Source organism: Komagataeibacter saccharivorans, from assembly GCF_004348195.1.
Classification (GTDB): Bacteria; Pseudomonadota; Alphaproteobacteria; order Acetobacterales; family Acetobacteraceae; genus Komagataeibacter; species Komagataeibacter saccharivorans.
Window position 1 is genome coordinate 1,480,154 of sequence record NZ_CP036404.1, and the last position, 15,809, is coordinate 1,495,962.

Sequence of the window (15,809 nt, forward strand, 5' to 3'; positions counted from 1 at the left end):
CGCCCTTCCCTTAACCCGGAATGCCGCGCCGCAGGAAAATGCGCGAACAGGCCAGGGTGATGAATGAAATGACCATCAGGATCGCGCCGAGCGCCAGCAGTGCGGACAGCTTGAGACTGCCGGCAGCGCTTTCGGGAAATTCAAGGGCGATCAGGGATGCGATGGTGTTGCCTGGCGCGAAAAGCGACCAGCCGAGATGGTTGCTGTTACCGATCACGAAGGTTACGGCCATCGTCTCGCCCAGTGCGCGGCCCGTACCCAGCATGATGCCGCCCATCACCGCCTGACGCGACCATGGCAGCACGATCTTGCGCATGACTTCCCACCGCGTGGCGCCAAGTCCGAAAGCGCTTTCCTTCAGCACGGCAGGGATGGAAACGAACACGTCCGTCATGACCGAACAGATGAAGGGCGTGACCATGATCGCCAGGATCAGCCCGCCGCTCAGCAGGCCGGTGCCATAGGGCGCGCCATGGAACAGCAGGCCGATACCGGGCACATGGCCCAGATAATGTGTCAGCACGGGTTCCACGTAATGCGCCATGAAAGGCACGACGATAAAGAAACCCCACATACCAAAAATGATGGACGGCACGGCCGCAAGTAGCTGCACGGCGGTTTCGATAAACCGGGCAAGCGTTGCAGGGGCCAGTTCCACCAGCCAGAAAGCCACGCCAAAGGCGAAGGGCACGGCAAAGGCAAGGGCAACCACGGTGGTGGCCAGCGTACCGAATATGGACGTCGCGGCCCCAAAGTTATGTGAAATGGGATTCCACGCCGTACTGGTGATGAAGCCAGGGCCAAAAGTGGAGAAAGCGCTCCATCCCCCCCGGACAAGGACAATGACAATTCCCGCCATGACAAGAAGGATCGACCACCCGGCCAGACGCGCGATCATGCCAAAGATGATATCGCCGTACTGTCCGCGTGCATTCCTGTCCAATGCGGTTCCGTCCCGGGCCGTAAGGGTTGACGGAAGTTCCATCATGTAATTCCTGATATGCGTAACACAGAAGCAGGATTAGGCTTTCCGGTTCAGCACTGGCAATAATAACAGATATGATTTTGTATGAATTTTTTATGACAGACCGAAGTAGAAATGTTCAGTATTTAACGTATTGCTTCATGTCATATAAAGTTCATCTATTTCCTGTTGCAACACCGCCCGTAACTGCTGCATAGCGCCTGCATGGAGCGCGCCGCCAAAGCACGCGCCCCTGTTGAAACAGGCAGGAAGCAGCCTCATGTTTGAATCCAGTGTCATTGAAGTCGATGGTGTTTTTGTTGGTATCGTTTTCCAGAACGGTCCCGATGAACCCTATAACTTCCGCGCCATGCACGAACGCGTAACCCAGATGGACGGCGACATGCTGCCCACTTTCGAAGCCGCCGTAGCACAGGCCCGCGCCCGCTTCCGGATCGGTCGCTGCAAGGCGCCACGCGTAATGGAAATGGCAAGGCTTCGGGCCTGACAGACAGGTCCGTATCCCCCCACTTTTACGACCGCATCAGTTGGTGCCGGCCTGCACTGTGGGAACCGGGAAAGAACCGTCCGGTTTCCCTGCATCATGCATATGCACCGTCTATTCACAATACTGGTGGAACGGCGATCGTATTATTGCCGATGCTCACAAAAACAGATAGGCCGCCTTCAATAATAATACCGCATCTGTTTGCGTAAATCGCGCCAGTTCATACCAGCAGGACGTGGGGCATGGTCATCACATCCCTTCCCTGTTCAATATCCCATGCCCGATTGGCAAGGAAAGTTACGCGCCCATATGATCCACGCAGCATCGAGCCGTGACATAATACTGCGTGCGTATTACAAAAGAATGAGCGGGTGGCTTGTGGCCAGCATACCGGAACAGGCACGAACGTCCCTTCGGCCTCGCCCCACCTTTAGCGGTCAGTCCTGAAATACGGGGCTTGTTGTTTCAGGTGCGGGCGGTTGCTAGTATGGGCGCATGACGACACACCCGCCAGAAGACACAGGATGGAGAGGCTCGCCAGAAATCTGGCTCGATACAGCCTATGACGCCCTGATTGAATCCGGCGTCGATGCCGTGCGCATCCTGCCGCTTGCCCGTAAGCTCAACCTGTCACGCACCAGTTTTTACTGGTATTTCAAGGATCGTGACCATCTGCTTTCGGCACTGATCGAACGCTGGCGCACCAAGAATACGGGTGCGCTGGCGGCGCGGGCGCAGGCTTATGCGGAAACCATTGTTGAAGCCACACTGAATGTGTGTGACTGCTGGATCGACAATAATCTGTTCGATGCGCAGTTTGAATTCGCCATCCGTAGCTGGGGCCTGCAAAGCGCGGCCCTTGCACAGGAAATCAGCCAGACCGATGCGACAAGGATCGACATGCTGGCTGATATGTTCATCCGCTTCGGCTATGGTCAGGGGGAAGCAGAAACCCGCGCACGGACGATTTACCTGCTACAGATCGGCTATATTTCATGCCGCACGCATGAAAGCCTGGATACGCGCATGCGCCGCATGTCCGATTATATCGAGATATTTACGGGACGCACGCCGCAGAAGCGCGATCTGGAGCGCTTTTTCGCCCGTCACAATTATACGCCTGCCGCGGCAGAACACGCGCAGGCCCCAACGGCATGAACCCTGACAGGCCATGACATCGGCAGGCTTATAACCGGCATTGCGTTCCCGGTGGGGTGGGGCACGCCCCACCCGCCCAGTGATCAGATATCCTTGACCAGACGCAGCGCATCGTAAATCGCGGCATGCGTATTCCGCGCGGCGACCGCGTCCCCGATGCGATAGAGGGCGAAGATCCCGTCAGGATTGGCAACATCCTGCTGCGGCTGGCCATCAATCAGCCGCTCGTAATCCACGGCGCCAAGGTTGGTGGATTGCGGCTTGAGCGCAAAATACAGTTCATCCAGCGGAATGGTGCCGTGATTAATGACAACCTGATCCACATGCCGTTCCTGCGATACGCCACCGTAATCGCTGCCTACCGTGGCAATCAGGCCATTCCCGTCACGCCGCACGGAGTCCAGCCGATAGGTTACGGTAAAGGTCGTATCCAGCTTCTGCAGGCTGCGCATGTAGGGCACCAGATTCATGGCCATGACTTCCGGCGCAAAACTGCGGTCGGGGGTCATGATTTCGACATGCGCGCCCGTAGCGGCAATCACCTCCGCCGCCTGCAAGCCCGCATGGTCCCCGGCATCGTCAAAAACCAGAACATTGCTGCCGGGCTTTACATCACCTGAAATAATATCCCATGACGAGACCACCAGATCATTACCGGTAGACAGTACTTCCGTATGCGGCAGCCCCCCGGTCGCGATAATCACCACATCGGGCTTTTCCGCCATGATGGTTTCATCTTCCGCCCATGTAGCAAAGCGGAACGCGACCCCCATGGATTCACACTGCGCCATGCGCCAGTCGATGATGCTGATCATCTCATGCCGCCGTGGACTTTGCGCGGTCAGGCGGATCTGGCCACCGGGATTTTCGGCAGCCTCGAACACCACCACATCGTGCCCGCGCGCACCAGCGACACGGGCGGCTTCCATCCCGGCCGGACCGGCACCCACGATCACCACCTTGCGCCGCTGTGGCGCGGGGGCGATATCGTGCGGCATCGTTTCCTCACGCCCCGTCGCGGCGTTGTGGATACAGAAGGCCGCCCCGCCCTGATAGATACGGTCGAGACAGTAATTGGCCCCCACACACGGGCGGATGGTATCTTCCTGCCGGGCCATGATCTTGCGCACGATGTGCGGATCGGTCATGTGCGCGCGCGTCATGCCCACCATATCCACCTTGCCTGCGGCAATGGCGTAGCGCGCGGTCGCGACATCGGGAATCTTGGCGGCATGGAAAGTGGGGAAATCGGTCGCCGCACGGACTTCGCCCGCCAGATCAAGATAGGGCGAATTCTTCATGCCCTGAATGGGAATGACATCCGTCAGGCCGGGATCGGTATCGATATGCCCGCGAATGATATTCTGGAAATCGACCAGACCGCTGGCTTTCAGGCGACGGCCAATTTCGATCCCTTCCGCCTTGTCCACGCCACCGGGCAGGTCCTCATCCACCGTGTAGCGGATACCGATAATGAATTCGTTCCCCACGCGCTGGCGCATGCCCTGCACCACTTCCATGAGCATACGCATGCGGTTATCGAGTTCAGGGCCACCATATGGGGCTTCCAGCGTATTGGTCAGGGGCGATATGAACTGGTCCAGCAGATGACCGTATGTCTCCAGTTCGATACCATCGACACCGGCGGCCTGCATGCGTTCGGCAGCATCGGAAAAATCGCGGATGATGCGCGAGATGTCCCAGTCCTCGATCTGTTTGGGAAAGGCGCGGTGAGCCGCTTCGCGGCTGTGGGACGGCGCAACGACAGGCAGCCAGTCCCCCTTGTCCCACCGTGTGCGTCGGCCCAGATGCGTAAGCTGGATCATCACCGCCGCGCCATGTTCATGGCATTCGTCGGTCAGCTTCTTCATCCACGGCACGACCTCATCCTTATAGGCAAGGATGTTGTTAAAAACGGGCGGGCTGTCACGTGACACGGCGGCTGAGCCTGCGGTCATGGTCAGGGCGACGCCGGCCTTCGCGCGTTCGACATGATAGAGGCGGTAGCGATCCTTCGGCATGCCGTCTTCGGGATACGCCGGTTCATGGGAAGTAATCATGATCCTGTTGCGCAGGGTCAGATGCTTTAACTTGTATGGCTGAAGAAGCGGATCGGTCGACATGGGCCAGGCTCCAGACAGATGTATCTGTCTATTTGACTTATCCCCACCGTACACATGTGTCAACAACCCGTACTGTCATGTTTATTTTGCGGGAAGCAACCCGGAAAATCTTAATAATTTACTGAAAACAAATATAATTTTTATAAAAATATGACCGGACTTTTCCAGTCACGACACTGATTGCGCTCAAAAAACGAATTTTTATGATTGTCCCCTTTTGGCATACCGTGCCCCACAGCAGCATCGGCTGACGAAAGGATCACCATAATGCGGACGCGATAGCGTGATCCCGCCTTGCCGCTTCCCACCGCCCATGCTGCATTACCGCTACGCGCTGATGCGTATCGAAAGAGAGCAGAGATGGCGGACATGACTGACACAACCAGTAACTCCCTTACGGGACTCATCAACCGGCGTACATTCCTGATCGCAGGCGCGGCGGCCATGCCGCTGGTCGGATCTGGCGCACGCTTCGCCCATGCCGCGACGACATATGACGATGCCGTTCTGCGCGACTGTATCGCAGCACCTTACCGGCCAGCCGAACAGGTGCATCGTGACCCATGGCGTCACCCATATCAGTCCCTGCTGTTCTGGGGTCTGAAACCGGGCATGACGGTCATCGACCTGCAACCGGCAGGCGGATACTGGACCTATATCCTTGCTCCCTATCTGGCCCGCACGGGTGGACGCTATATCGCCGGACTGCCGGATACCGGTCCTGATGCGGGAAAGCAGGCACGCGACAAGTTTGCCCGGACGTTTGCCGACAGTACGCGGTTTGGCCATATCGCGATGGCGCCATTCAGTCCCGGCAAGGCACCTTTAGGCGCACCTGATACGGCGGACATGGTCATCAGTGCGCGGGAAATCCATAACTGGATCAGACATGGCTATACCGCAGAAGCGATGCACGCTGTTGCCACAGTACTGAAAGCCAACGGTATCTTTGCCGTCGAAGACCATCGCGCCGATCCCCATGCCCAGAAACCGGATGCTTCGGACGGCTATGTTGCCGTCGCAACCATTGTGCAGGCAGCAGCAAAGGCAGGGCTGATGCTTGAGGCCAGTTCCGAAATCAATGCGAACCCCAAGGATACGAAAGATTATCCCTTCGGTGTATGGTCGCTTCGGCCCACGCGAAAAAGGGATGCTGCCACAGCGCCACAGCGGACAGCCTATGATGCAATAGGCGAAAGCGACCGCATGACGCTGAAATTCCGCAAACCGTAACGGCAGGGTGCCTGCATGCTACTGTAGTGCTTATGAACCGGGCTGATACTGTGGGCAGCGCCGCCCATGGTATCAGCGGTGCATCTTCGACTGCGGTTTCCACCGGTTGAGCAACAGCGAATTACTGACGACCGATACGGAACTCATGGCCATGGCAGCCCCCGCCACAATGGGATTGAGCATGCCGAATGCAGCCAATGGCAGGCCCAGAATATTGTATATGAAAGCAAAAAACAGGTTCTGCCGTATCTTGGCCAACGTGGCGCGGGACAGGGAAATGGCGTCCAGCACGCTGGTCAGTTCACTTTTCATCAGCACGACATCCGCCGTGTCCAGGGCAATGGCCGCACCAGCCCCAATAGCAAAACCCACATCGGCCGCAGCCAGGGCGGGCGCATCGTTAATACCGTCCCCCACCATACCGACCACCTGCCCTGCGGCACGGTATTTTTCCACAGCCTGCGCCTTGTTCTGGGGCAGCACGCCCGCCTGATATGCGTCCACCCCCACCTGCGCGGCCACAACCGCTGCCGCACGCTGGTTATCGCCCGTCAGCATTACGACCCTGATCCCTGCTTTATGCAGCGCCGCCACAGTTGCAACCGCATCCGGGCGCAGGCGGTCGGACAGACCGACATAGCCAAGCGGACGACTATCCGCCGCAACGGCGATTACAGTTTTCCCTTCACGCTCCATGCGGTCGATTACGGTATCGTCCAGCGTAATACCTGCTTCGGTCAGGAAACGGGGGGCACCAAGGCGGACCAGCCTGTTATCCACCTGCCCACTGACTCCCATGCCCGGAATGGCCTGAAATCCCGTCACCGTCCGTTCGCCCGCACCTGCCGCCAGGGCATATTCCACAATAGCGCGCGCCAGTGGGTGCTCGGAATCCTTCTCCAGCGCATAGGCGATGGACAGGAAGCCAGCAGTCTCCACCCCGGCAGCCGTTTCCGCATCACTGACCGTTGGTCTGCCTTCGGTAAGGGTGCCCGTTTTGTCCATGATGATGGTCGTAAGCTTTTCCGCCCGCTCCAGCGCATTGGCGTTACGAAACAGGATACCTGAACGTGCCCCCAGCCCTGTGCCGACCATGATTGCGGTAGGTGTCGCAAGCCCCAGCGAACAGGGGCAGGCAATAACCAGAACGGAAACTGATGAAACAAGGCTCCATGTCGCATTACCCGTCAGCAGCCATCCGACAACGAATGTCAGCAGCGCAAGCATGACGACCGTAGGCACGAAAATACCCGATACCCTGTCCGCCAGACGCTGCACGCTGGCTTTTGAGCCCTGCGCCAGCTCCACCATCCGGACGATATGGGCAAGGGCGGTATCCGCGCCCACGCCCGTCGCCTTTATCCTTAATGCGCCATTGGTGTTCAGGGTGCCGCCGAAGACCTCATCCGCGGTCTTTTTCAGCACGGGCACGCTTTCCCCCGTCAGCATGGCTTCATTGACATCCGACATCCCGCTGACAACCACGCCATCGACAGGAATGCTTTCACCGGGGCGGACAACGAAAATATCGTTGGTCCTTACATCCGCAACCAGACGGTCCACCACCGCATCCCCATTTTCCACATGTGCTATCTGGGGCTGCAGTCGCAGCAGGCTTTCGATACCTGCGCTGGTCTGGTTACGGGCGCGGGTTTCCAGAAGCTTTCCAAGAGAAATCAGCGTGATGATGGAAACGCTGGCTTCAAAATAAATCGGCTGGTGCAGATGGAATGCCGTAACTATGGCACTAAAGAAATAGGCAATACTGGTGCCCAGAACGACCAGCACATCCATATTGGCCGAACCACCCCGAACGGCATTCCACGCACGCTGATACAGGTGGCGCGCGCAGTAGAACTGCACCGGCGTCGCCAGAACAAACTGTAGCCAGCCGGGCATCATGTGCATGGAGCCAAAGGCCATTGCTACCATTTCCACAAAAAAAGGCAGCGACAGGACAAGGGTAAGCGCAAACTGATTACGCTCGGCACGCCATGCTTTTGCCCGCAGGGCGGCTTCATCCCGTTCCATGCCGTTTTCAAGCAGCTTCGCCCCGAAACCGGCTTTTTCAATGCGGGCGATGAAGGTTTCAGGCTGCACGAGACCCGGAATAAAAACAACATGTGCCCGTTCCGCCGCGAAATTCACGCTCGCCTGCACCAGGGGAAGCCGGTTCAGTATCTTCTCGATACGGGCGGCACAGGCGGTACAGCTCATGCCCGTAAGGGACAGGTCCACACTTCTTTCCGGTACCGTAAACCCGGCCTTGCGTACGGCGGCGACAATATTGGAAATGGACGCGGCAGGGCTGTCCAGTTGCACCTGCACCCGTGCGGCAGCAAAATTGACGCCTGCCGTCACCCCCTCCTGACGATTTAGAATCTTCTCGATACGCGCGGCGCAGGCGGTACAGGACATGCCACCAACGGGGAAACTGAAGGTCTGTGACACTGCTTCTCTCCTTACGCGCCGGTTTTTGATTTTATACCCCCTACCGGTATTTTCAAGAATGCCAGGACGTCATTTCACGAGGATGTTTATCCTGAAACCTGGCGGCAACTGATGCTCTGGCATGCGCATGGGGCAAAATATTACAAACGAACCACAGCGCCGGATTTATCTGCAGATTCTACCGCTCCTACGGGTCGTTCATTAGACGCAGGACACATGGCCAGAACATAACGATAGCAACGAAGCAGATCGCGCAGAAGAAAAGGGCTGGATATCCGCCACAACGTAAAGGAAACCGGCCGTCAGTTTTGACCTGCCGGACATGATCCCCATCCGGTTTTCGGGTCTGTACCGGATGGATTTTTTCGGGTTTGTTATCCCGAATATATGGCTTGATCCTTCGGACTTCCGGCGCATCCCGGAACCAGTTGGCGTCATAACCATTGTCTGGCAGCAGCCGTCGCGCTTTTTGAAAGTTGTCCAGAAAAATGACAGCAGCAGTCTGATCAGAAATTCGGGGGACATCCCATTCATGTCCATCACAGCATGCAGCTTTAGGTTCATGCGATCTGTGGTGCATCACGTCAGCGCAGGCCATTGCGCTTAACCAACATGATGCTTCAACACCCGACGACCATCCATGCGGAGCCTGAATCAGATATATGCCTTCAGATCCGCGCGTCCCGAACCTAGAGGGTGTTATGTACTTTTTTGTGTAATTGTTGCAGAATATGTGGATGAATACTGCTCGCAAACCGTATCCGTCTGATATCAGTGACGAAGAGTGGTCTCTGATTGTTCCCTATCTCCTTCTGATGAAAGAGGATGCAGAGCAGCGACATCATGATCTGAGAGAGTTGTTCAACGGCCTGCGGTATGTGATCCGTTACGGTATAGCATGGCGCGCGATGCCGAACGATCTGCCACCGTGGACTGCGGTTTATCAGCAATCCCGGCGCTGGATGGACGCAGGATGTTTCGAGGTTGTCGTCCACGATCTCCGGGCCGTGCTGCGTCTGGCTGCAGGAAAGCAGGCCGAGCCGACAACGGCGATTATCGACAGCCGGACACTGCGCTCAACCCCTGAGAGTGGTTCACGCGCCGGGTATGATGGCGCGAAAAGAAAAAAGGGATCGAAGCTGCACATGGCGGTCGACACCCTAGGGCATCTTCTGGCCCTGCACGTCACCCCGGCAGACAGAGATGATCGGGCAGAAGTCGCTCCGCTCGCGCAAGCCATTCAGCAGGCAACAGACGGTAGCGTTGAACTGGCATGGGCTGATCAGGGCTATACCGGATCAAAACCGGCGAAAGCTGCCAGAGAGCAGGATATCACCCTCGAAATCGTCAGGCTGCCTCAGGCAAAGCGGGGTTTTGTGCTGCTGCCCCGACGATGGATCGTGGAGAGATCGTTCGCATGGGCGACACGGTGCAGAAGGCTCGTAAAAGACTACGAGCGCTGCGCCTCAACCCTCGCCGCAATGCACACCATCGCCTTCGCTGGCTTCATGCTCAGAAATGCCGCTCAACTGCTCGCCCAAAGTGCATAACACCCTCTAGCGGATCAGTTTCCGTATGATCCCGAGCAGTTCACCAATAACATCCTCGCCCCCGTCTTCCATTACGGCTTTGCGCACACACCCCTGGGCGTGGTTTGAAAGTATCTTGACCGCGACCCCGTCCAGCGCCGATTTTACTGCCGATATCTGCGTAAGGATATCGACGCAATAGCGGTCTTCCTCAATCATGTTCAGAACGCCGCCGACCTGACCTTCAATCCGGCGTACACGATTGACCAGCGCTTTTTTATGGGGCTGTTCGACTTTTTTGGTTTCGGGCTGCACATCGCACTGCAAGCAGGCTGCTGCGGCTTTTTTTGCCTGCCGTTTTTTCTTTGCCATATGATTTACCCCATACTGCTTCGCCACTGGCGCCATCATACCTGAACGGATGCGCCATGATAGCCCGCAGCGACCTGCTACATCTCCACCATGAATGCGATGTCGGATAGATGTACATAATAAAGCGATATGGTTATTGATAAGGGGTTAAATGACGGCTCACTGCATATGCTATGGAAATATAATAATCGGGAAAGTTTCTATTCCATATCCGGTATAATGGTTAATCCTGCACCTTCACGTCTGGTGACGCCTCAATACACAACCGTTTCATGCAGGGCGGTGCCGGAACGGATGCGTTTCATTCCCAACGGAGACAGATCAAGTGTCTGATATTTCCCCCACAGAATACACTCCGCGATACCACGCCCGGCGGCGGGGGCGTGCATGACGCCATGACCGGAAAACCCGTTCATGAAAAACAGATTACCGATTTCATCATGCGGTCCGATAATAGCGTTATGGTCCAGCGTATTGACTTCATAATGCCCGGCCCATGCCCGTTCCATCCGCAGGTTTTCAAGGGCGGGAACACGATGGGCAAGGGCTGGCCAGAGTATATCTTCCAGCAGGTCATAGGACGGCTCAAAGTCACCCGTCGCATCCGGGTCCGCCGCCGTATCCGGTGCAATTCCGGCTATGAAGCCCTGCCCTTCCGGCCTGATCCATGCGCCGGAATCATCAAACAGCATTGGAAAATTATCGGCCGCCAAAGGCGCCTTTATTGAAAAGGCCGTCCTTTTTCGGGGTTCAACAGGTAAAGGCGGCAATACATCACGAACGATATGGGCTGCCGTCGCCCCCGTGGCATTGATGCACCACTGCCCAGGCAGGACCGTGCCATCATCCATTCTGACGCCTGTTGCCCGCGCGCCGTGGACCATAACCGCATCGACCCGCCCCGTGACATAGGTTACACCGAGGCGACGGGCAGCCGAGCGCACCAGTTGCAGCAGGGACCAGGCGTCGAACCAGCCCTCATTGGCAAGACCGTAGGTGGCAATGCCAATATTGCTTACGTTCAGCCACGGAAACTGTTTTTGGGCCATATCGGGGTTCAGGGCGGCAACCTGTGCCCCTTCGGCATTCTGCATCGCCACACCGGCGCTTCGTGCCGCTTTCTGCGCTTCCGACCCGATAATCAGATAGCCACGTTCCACGAACCCGATATCGGCATCGGGACCGAATTCCTTTGTGATATTCCTGAACAGGTCCGCCCCGAACAGGCTCATATGGATATTGATGGGACAGCCAAACTGCGTGCGGATGGAGGCAGCCGATAATGCGGTAGAGGATCTGACATAGGTTGGATCGGCTTCGATAACGGTAATATCGCCCTCGAAACCCAGCCTGCGCAGATAATAGGCGGCGAAGCTGCCCATGATGGCACCACCGGCAATCAGTACCCGCTCTTTATCCGTCGACATATAGCCCTCCACCCTGCATGGCCCTGACTGGCAATATGAACCTGTCAGGCGTCGGCAACGGGCACTGTATAGTTAAGGACCATCCGCCCACCATCAGGATAGATGGTCTGCCCGGTGATGTAAGATGCGTCATCGCTGGCAAGGAAGGAGGCTACGGATGCAACCTCCGACGGCAGGCCACACCGACCGGCGGGCGTGCGCGACATGACGGAACGGCGCGCTGCATCGCTGCTGAATACGGCCTTGGCCGCCAGTTCCGTCAGGATCGTGCCCGGCCCGATGGCTACGACACGTATGTTATGTGGTGCCAGCGCAACCGCCGCGACGGAGGTCAACTGCTTCATCCCGCCCTTGGACATGGCATAGGTCGCAAGGGTGGGAATGGCCAGATGCGCGTTGACCGAGGACATGTTGATGATGACCCCGCCCTCACCCTGTGCGATCATCTGGCGCGCTGCGATCTGTGCGCCGAAAAACGCCCCCTTCAGATTGATGTCCATGACCGTGTTGTAATCGGCCTCGGTAATATCAAGGAAATCCTGTGCGCGGGCGATGCCTGCATTATTGAGCATGATGTCCACCCGACCGAAGGCATCGACGGCGCAGGCTATCAGACGTTCGATTTCTTCGCGCCTGCTGACATCGCATTCGACGGCCCGGATAACATCGGCACCACCCAGGTCTTCCTGCGTCTGCGCCATTTCGGAACCGGCGATATCCCCGATGACAACTTTTGCGCCGTCCGCGATAAAGCGTTCCGCGCAGGCGCGGCCCAGTCCCTGTGCGCCACCGGTAATAACCGCGACCTTGTCTTTCAGCTTCATGTCTGCACCTTCCATATCGGTTCGGTAACGCAATGACCTGCCCCGTACCGGACCGCGACCTGCAGGACGCGGCAGACGATCAGGAAATGGACCATATATTATAAAATCATACCGGCCTTTATGCCTTACGGTAGATGTTATATGATTAAAACGAAGATGCAACAGTTCCGATATGAAACTTCCAGCCGGTGGCAAACAGCATGAGCCACCGGCTGAAAGCGGACTGACAGGGCAATGCAGCAGCCCTGAAAGACCGTTACATTACCCTTCTACTTCAAGATTACTCCATCAACAGGTAATCAGTAACCATTGGCCTGCATGCGATCGACGTACCATGTCATGAACGTATCAAGCTGCTGTTCGGTGAAACGGGAATACGGACCGGGCTGGTAGCCGTAATTGCTTACCCCCTGCTGCGCCAGACCGACCAGTTCCGCATCCTGCACGTTTGTGGCCTTCCATACGGCGGTCAGGTTTTCCACGTCATAATCCACGCCTTCAACCGCATCCTGATGGACCAGCCATTTGGTGCGCACCAGCGTCCGGTCCGGTGACAGGGGGATCACAATGACGGACAGTGCATGGTCCCCCATGAAGTGATGCCATGAATTATGCGTCCACAGATGCACATCCCCCAGATCCTTGCGCGTCATATGTCCAAGCAGACGACTGCATGCCGCACGGCCATCGGGGGTCTGTGATTCACCCGGCCCCGCCATCATCAGGCGCTGGGTGCGAAAATTGGTGACATGGCCCGCCACATGCTCCACCGCACGGGACGGAAAGCCCTGCGCTTCCCATTCCTTCATGCGGGTTGTGTAAAGCGCTTCATGTGCGTCCGCTTGCGCACGCTCCGCGCCCTCCAGACCTGCCGGATCGTAACCGAAATCAAGCGCGATGAAAGACGTACACAGTTCGGGGTGGTTTGCAGCACAGTGATAGCATTCGCGGTTGTTTTCAATGACCAGCTTCCAGTTCCCCTCCTCGATGATATCGGCTTCGAAGGCGACTTTCGCATGGGCCAGATCGTATGGCGCCAGCCGTGGCAGCATTGTCGTTTCAAGATCGGCAATATCGGACGGCGCATCATCGGACAGGCAGGCGAACAGCAGTCCCCCGATATTGCGCAGGTTGACGCGGCGCAGCCCATGGCAGGCATGGTCAAAATCATCCCCCATATCACGCGCATGCACCAGATCGCCCGACAGGTCATAAACCCACTGGTGATAGGGGCAGACCAGCTTGCCCACGACATCACGCCCCGGCGGGGCTATACGCGCGCCCCGGTGGCGACAGACATTGTAAAACGCCCGTACCTGTTCATCATCGCCACGCACCAGAACGATACTGGTCGGGCCAAAATCGACACTGTAGATATCACCCGGTTCCGGCACGTCGCATTCCAGACCGACAAATATCCAGTGCCGGTGAAAAAACACGTCCATATCGGCATCGAACACATCTGACCGGCAGTACAGGTCCGCCGGAAGCGTAAAGCCGGGCTTGCGTGAACGCAGGAGGGCGGGGATGGATGTCTGCTGGCCTTGCATGGGTATCTGGTCCCTGTTGGAGATACGATATCGTAACGAGCCTGCGTGTCCCCACCTTTTGCGTCAACGGCATAAAAAATCCTGCGATCCATAACCTGTATTTATGGAAAGTCAGGGCGGTGGCACGGCGTCCAGCCTGCCCGCCAGCCAGTGCGCGAAATCATGCACCACCGGATGGCTATCACGATGTTCAGGCAGCATGATCGTGTAATGGGCGGGCGAGGACACAGCCAGTTCCCCCAACCGCACCAGCTTGCCCGAATGCAGAAGGTCCGCGACCAGCAGCTCCCAGCCCAGTGCCACCCCCTGACCCGCCATCGCGGCAAGGATCGCATCGGTATAGTGATTGCAGTGCAGGGTAACACCCGGCGGCGGCCCGTCCAGACCGACATGGCGGAACCACTGCCCCCACTGCATCCATGTCGGGTCCGGCGCATCACTCCCGATCAGGGGCAGGTCATGCAGGCCGCGCGTCTCCTCTGCCCTGATGAAACCCGGCGCGCAGACGGGAAAGACCATATCCCCCACGCTGCTGACACTCCGTCCGCCCGTCAGTGGCGGCACGCCGAACCTGACCATGACATCGACTTCATCCGTGCGCAGGTCAAAGGGTTCATCCTGCGAGACGACGCGTATCCTGATCCCCGGATAACGCTCACGGAATTCCGGCAGGCGGGACATGAGCCAGAACTGTGTAAAGGCCAGCGACCCACCCACGCTGAGCGTATTCCCATCGCGGGGGGAGCGGATGGCGTCTATGTCCTGACTGATCGTATCGAAGGCCGTGCTGAGCGTCCGACCCAGTCGTGCCCCGGCCTGCGTCGGTTCCACCGCGCGATGGGCGCGATGGAAAAGCTGGACGCCGAAATCGGTCTCCAGCAGGCGGACCTGCCGACTGACGGCGGCCTGACTGACGCCGAGTTCACGCGCGGCAGCGGTAAAGCTGCGCAGGCGGCTTGCTGCCTCAAATGTGACAAGCGCGCTGATGGAGGGGACATTCCTTTTAAAAGACACTTTCATTCCCCGCCCTGCTGCCGGCGCGCACCGCAAAGTCGCCCTGTCACAGCCTGTTCCGGTCGTGCGGGTTTGGCAAGCATGGAACATGCCGCAATACAGGCAGGACAGTCGGGCTGCTCGGAAAACCATGCGTCAAGACCATTTTTCACGCTCCCGTTACCGAAAGGACGGCAAGAAAACCCTTTTCCTCATGCCCCCCATGGGTATAACAGGGGTCAAAAGGCACATGGTTCATCTGTGCGCGGGAGCCCTGAATGGTCAGGACACATGGCCGGATATGGATTGGTATTGCGGCCTGCCTGCTTATGCTGGCGGGGCTGCTGGGCAGTGCTGTCCCCGTTTCCGCCCAGGCGCATCCGGCAACGGGCAACTGCCCGGGGATGATGGAAACACACTGCCTTTCCCATCAACAGCCGTCGCCTGCTACAGAACATGCGCATCATAAAGATCCGTGCTGCCATGTGCATGTCTGTGCGCCCGATCTGTCATCGCCTGCCGCCTTGCTGCGTCCTGCCGGTCTGGCCGGAACCGGCAGGCCGGATTTTGCATTTCACAGGCAGACGCACCGCGCAGGTGGCGACTGGCTGCCGCCCCTGCGACCACCCAGAATCCAGAACAGCTAAACGCCATATGGCGCGTTTCATGTCCTGCCG

Annotated in this window: 14 protein-coding genes; 5 read left to right on the plus strand and 9 right to left on the minus strand. The window is 57.6% G+C overall.

All coding sequences use genetic code 11. From position 1 onward, the window contains the following. Window positions 1-10: 10 nt before the first annotated feature. Window positions 11-988, minus strand: coding sequence for a phosphate ABC transporter permease subunit PstC (gene pstC, locus KSAC_RS06765; RefSeq protein WP_132304816.1), 978 nt, complete (start codon window positions 986-988; stop codon window positions 11-13). 256 nt (window positions 989-1,244) lie between these two features. Between pstC and KSAC_RS06770 the strand changes: the two genes are divergently transcribed. Both KSAC_RS06770 and KSAC_RS06775 read left to right on the plus strand, forming a co-directional pair. Continuing rightward, a complete protein-coding gene (locus tag KSAC_RS06770) occupies window positions 1,245-1,472 on the plus strand; it encodes a hypothetical protein (RefSeq protein ID WP_102323082.1) in 228 nt (75 codons plus the stop codon). A gap of 495 nt (window positions 1,473-1,967) precedes the next feature. Beyond that, window positions 1,968-2,630 carry a TetR/AcrR family transcriptional regulator gene (locus KSAC_RS06775; RefSeq protein ID WP_132304818.1) on the plus strand — a complete coding sequence of 221 codons (663 nt, stop codon included), beginning with the start codon at window positions 1,968-1,970 and terminating at the stop codon, window positions 2,628-2,630. An 83-nt stretch (window positions 2,631-2,713) separates the two neighbouring features. Here KSAC_RS06775 and KSAC_RS06780 read toward each other — a convergent pair whose 3' ends face one another. Further along, window positions 2,714-4,753, minus strand: coding sequence for an NADH:flavin oxidoreductase (locus tag KSAC_RS06780; protein WP_132304820.1), 2,040 nt, complete (start codon window positions 4,751-4,753; stop codon window positions 2,714-2,716). A 369-nt stretch (window positions 4,754-5,122) separates the two neighbouring features. On the opposite strand from KSAC_RS06780, the gene KSAC_RS06785 reads away from it, so the two are divergent. Further along, on the plus strand, window positions 5,123-5,986 hold the full coding sequence (locus KSAC_RS06785; RefSeq protein WP_207918777.1) for a class I SAM-dependent methyltransferase: 864 nt from the start codon (window positions 5,123-5,125) through the stop codon (window positions 5,984-5,986). 72 nt (window positions 5,987-6,058) lie between these two features. Here the strand turns inward: KSAC_RS06785 and KSAC_RS06790 are convergent, their stop codons facing one another. Both KSAC_RS06790 and KSAC_RS17245 read right to left on the minus strand, forming a co-directional pair. Continuing rightward, complete coding sequence (locus KSAC_RS06790) at window positions 6,059-8,437, minus strand: heavy metal translocating P-type ATPase (RefSeq protein ID WP_132304822.1); 2,379 nt, start codon at window positions 8,435-8,437, stop codon at window positions 6,059-6,061. A gap of 187 nt (window positions 8,438-8,624) precedes the next feature. Beyond that, the gene (locus tag KSAC_RS17245) at window positions 8,625-9,035 is read right to left on the minus strand and encodes a hypothetical protein (protein WP_165927294.1); all 411 of its coding nucleotides are present in this window, start codon (window positions 9,033-9,035) and stop codon (window positions 8,625-8,627) included. A gap of 139 nt (window positions 9,036-9,174) precedes the next feature. On the opposite strand from KSAC_RS17245, the gene KSAC_RS06795 reads away from it, so the two are divergent. Next, window positions 9,175-9,987: an IS5 family transposase gene (locus KSAC_RS06795; RefSeq protein ID WP_132303502.1), complete on the plus strand. Its 813-nt coding sequence runs from the start codon at window positions 9,175-9,177 to the stop codon at window positions 9,985-9,987. Window positions 9,988-9,993: 6 nt separating this feature from the next. Here KSAC_RS06795 and KSAC_RS06800 read toward each other — a convergent pair whose 3' ends face one another. The 5 genes from KSAC_RS06800 to KSAC_RS06820 form a co-directional block, all read right to left on the minus strand. Then, complete coding sequence (locus KSAC_RS06800) at window positions 9,994-10,338, minus strand: metal-sensitive transcriptional regulator (protein ID WP_132306146.1); 345 nt, start codon at window positions 10,336-10,338, stop codon at window positions 9,994-9,996. 254 nt (window positions 10,339-10,592) lie between these two features. After that, entirely contained in the window at window positions 10,593-11,765 is a 1,173-nt protein-coding gene (locus KSAC_RS06805) for an NAD(P)/FAD-dependent oxidoreductase (RefSeq protein WP_132304824.1), read from the minus strand. Between the two features lie 44 nt (window positions 11,766-11,809). Then, complete coding sequence (locus KSAC_RS06810) at window positions 11,810-12,589, minus strand: SDR family NAD(P)-dependent oxidoreductase (protein ID WP_118963618.1); 780 nt, start codon at window positions 12,587-12,589, stop codon at window positions 11,810-11,812. 299 nt (window positions 12,590-12,888) lie between these two features. After that, entirely contained in the window at window positions 12,889-14,139 is a 1,251-nt protein-coding gene (locus KSAC_RS06815) for an aromatic ring-hydroxylating oxygenase subunit alpha (RefSeq protein WP_132304826.1), read from the minus strand. Window positions 14,140-14,250: 111 nt separating this feature from the next. Further along, window positions 14,251-15,153: a LysR substrate-binding domain-containing protein gene (locus tag KSAC_RS06820; RefSeq protein ID WP_165927295.1), complete on the minus strand. Its 903-nt coding sequence runs from the start codon at window positions 15,151-15,153 to the stop codon at window positions 14,251-14,253. 257 nt (window positions 15,154-15,410) lie between these two features. Between KSAC_RS06820 and KSAC_RS06825 the strand changes: the two genes are divergently transcribed. Further along, window positions 15,411-15,779, plus strand: coding sequence for a hypothetical protein (locus tag KSAC_RS06825; RefSeq protein ID WP_132304830.1), 369 nt, complete (start codon window positions 15,411-15,413; stop codon window positions 15,777-15,779). Window positions 15,780-15,809 lie beyond the last annotated feature (30 nt).

What these genes read in the sequence shown, in the direction of transcription:
- pstC (WP_132304816.1), bottom strand. Translation starts at nt 988, where the DNA reads ATGATGGAACTTCCGTCAACCCTTACGGCCCGGGACGGAACCGCATTG.
- KSAC_RS06770 (WP_102323082.1), top strand. Translation starts at nt 1,245, where the DNA reads ATGTTTGAATCCAGTGTCATTGAAGTCGATGGTGTTTTTGTTGGTATC.
- KSAC_RS06775 (WP_132304818.1), top strand. Translation starts at nt 1,968, where the DNA reads ATGACGACACACCCGCCAGAAGACACAGGATGGAGAGGCTCGCCAGAA.
- KSAC_RS06780 (WP_132304820.1), bottom strand. Translation starts at nt 4,753, where the DNA reads ATGTCGACCGATCCGCTTCTTCAGCCATACAAGTTAAAGCATCTGACC.
- KSAC_RS06785 (WP_207918777.1), top strand. Translation starts at nt 5,123, where the DNA reads ATGACTGACACAACCAGTAACTCCCTTACGGGACTCATCAACCGGCGT.
- KSAC_RS17245 (WP_165927294.1), bottom strand. Translation starts at nt 9,035, where the DNA reads ATGGCCTGCGCTGACGTGATGCACCACAGATCGCATGAACCTAAAGCT.
- KSAC_RS06795 (WP_132303502.1), top strand. Translation starts at nt 9,175, where the DNA reads ATGAATACTGCTCGCAAACCGTATCCGTCTGATATCAGTGACGAAGAG.
- KSAC_RS06800 (WP_132306146.1), bottom strand. Translation starts at nt 10,338, where the DNA reads ATGGCAAAGAAAAAACGGCAGGCAAAAAAAGCCGCAGCAGCCTGCTTG.
- KSAC_RS06805 (WP_132304824.1), bottom strand. Translation starts at nt 11,765, where the DNA reads ATGTCGACGGATAAAGAGCGGGTACTGATTGCCGGTGGTGCCATCATG.
- KSAC_RS06810 (WP_118963618.1), bottom strand. Translation starts at nt 12,589, where the DNA reads ATGAAGCTGAAAGACAAGGTCGCGGTTATTACCGGTGGCGCACAGGGA.
- KSAC_RS06815 (WP_132304826.1), bottom strand. Translation starts at nt 14,139, where the DNA reads ATGCAAGGCCAGCAGACATCCATCCCCGCCCTCCTGCGTTCACGCAAG.
- KSAC_RS06825 (WP_132304830.1), top strand. Translation starts at nt 15,411, where the DNA reads ATGGTCAGGACACATGGCCGGATATGGATTGGTATTGCGGCCTGCCTG.